We start from the raw sequence: 1,448 nt of genomic DNA, 5'->3' as shown, positions 1-1,448 counted from the left end.
GGTGAGCCTGAACTGGATGCTGTACGACTTCGGCGGGCGCGAGGCGGGACTCGCGAACGCGAACGCGCTGCTGGAAGCCGCGCGAGCGACGCAGGACGCCACACTGCAGGATTTTTTTGCATCTGCCGCTAAGGACTACTACGCAGCACAGGCGGCGCTCGGCGAGTTGCAGGCCGCGCAGGACGTGGAAGCCATGACGCGCGAGGGCATGGTGGCGGCGCAGGCGCGCGCGGACAAGGGCGTGGCCCCCATTACCGACGCGCTACAGGCGCAGACGCAGCACGAACAGGCGGTGTTCAGCCTGACGAAGGCGCAGGGCGAGGCGCAGAAGGCGCTGGGCACGCTCGCCTCGGACATGAACCTGCCGCCCGATGTGCCGCTGGAGGTGCCGCCCGTGACAGCGGGCGCGATGACGGGAAAGGCATTCAGCGAGCCGGTGGCGCAGATGATCCGCGAGGTGGGGGATGCGCATCCATCGGTGCGGGCGGCGCGGGCGCAGTACGAGGCAGCGCAGGCGAAGGTGAGCCAGACGCGAGCGCAGGGGCTGCCGAACATCAGCCTGGTGGCGAAGTACAGCCAGAACAACCAGCCGCAGAGCCTGGGGCTGGGCCTGGCGACGTTCCCGGCGACGGGGCATGAGGCGTACATCGGCGTGCAGGTGAGCATCCCTCTGTTCGAGGGGTTTGGCCGCAATTACCAGATCGATCAGGCGAAGGCACAGGCCGAACGCCAGGCCGACGCGGTAGACGAGGCGAAGCAGAAGGTGGCGCTGGATGTGTGGACGAGCTACCAGACGCTGACCGGTGCGACGCAGAACGCGCAGAACAGCGCGAACCTGATCGACATCGCGCAGCGTTCATACGAGGCGGCGCGCCATCGGTATGACGCGGGAGTCGGGAACATTCTCGAACTGCTGAACACGCAGGCGGCGCTGGCCAGCGCGAAACAGCGGCGCGTTCAGGCACTCGCCGACTGGAATGACGCGAGAGTGGATCTGGCGTCGAAGCTGGGGACGCTTGGGCGGGAGGATTTGCCTGGTTCGTAGCAATCTCGCGGCCGGATCTAGTTACCTGAAGCGCGGTTTCAGGAGCCGAGCCTTTACGGTGGAGTTCCGATTAGCCCGGACCGCAAGTTCGGTCCGATAGATCTTTGCTCAATTAAAAATAGGAGTTCTTATGAGCGGTCTTATTGAAGTTACGCAGCCGAATACGGCCTACACGCTGGACGGCACGATTTTTGAAGTTCAAACCGGCGCGTCCTTGAACCTGATTGGTTCGTCGGACACGGTTTTCATGGACAGTGGTGCAACGTCAGTTACCGTTTCTGGCAGCGGGGACACGATCGCCGGCTCGGGCTGTAACGGCGGCAGCGTGACCTTGTCCGGGAGCGATAATGTGGCGACGCTGGGTAGCAATTCGTCTGTTTCCGACAATGGTGACAACGACACG

2 protein-coding genes are annotated in these 1,448 nt (G+C 63.9%); both read left to right on the top strand.

The features are described from left to right. Nucleotides 1-1,045, top strand: a 1,045-nt coding sequence (locus U5768_RS31800) for a TolC family protein (protein ID WP_322034285.1), incomplete at its 5' end; no start/stop codon positions are given. A 130-nt stretch (nucleotides 1,046-1,175) separates the two neighbouring features. Then, nucleotides 1,176-1,448 (top strand): hypothetical protein (locus U5768_RS31795; RefSeq protein WP_322034284.1); only part of this gene is annotated, 273 nt, incomplete at its 3' end.

It is taken from the genome of Paraburkholderia sp. J76 (assembly GCF_905220295.1).
In the GTDB taxonomy this organism is placed as follows: Bacteria; Pseudomonadota; Gammaproteobacteria; order Burkholderiales; family Burkholderiaceae; genus Paraburkholderia.
This window is presented reverse-complemented; position numbering and strand designations above follow the sequence as displayed.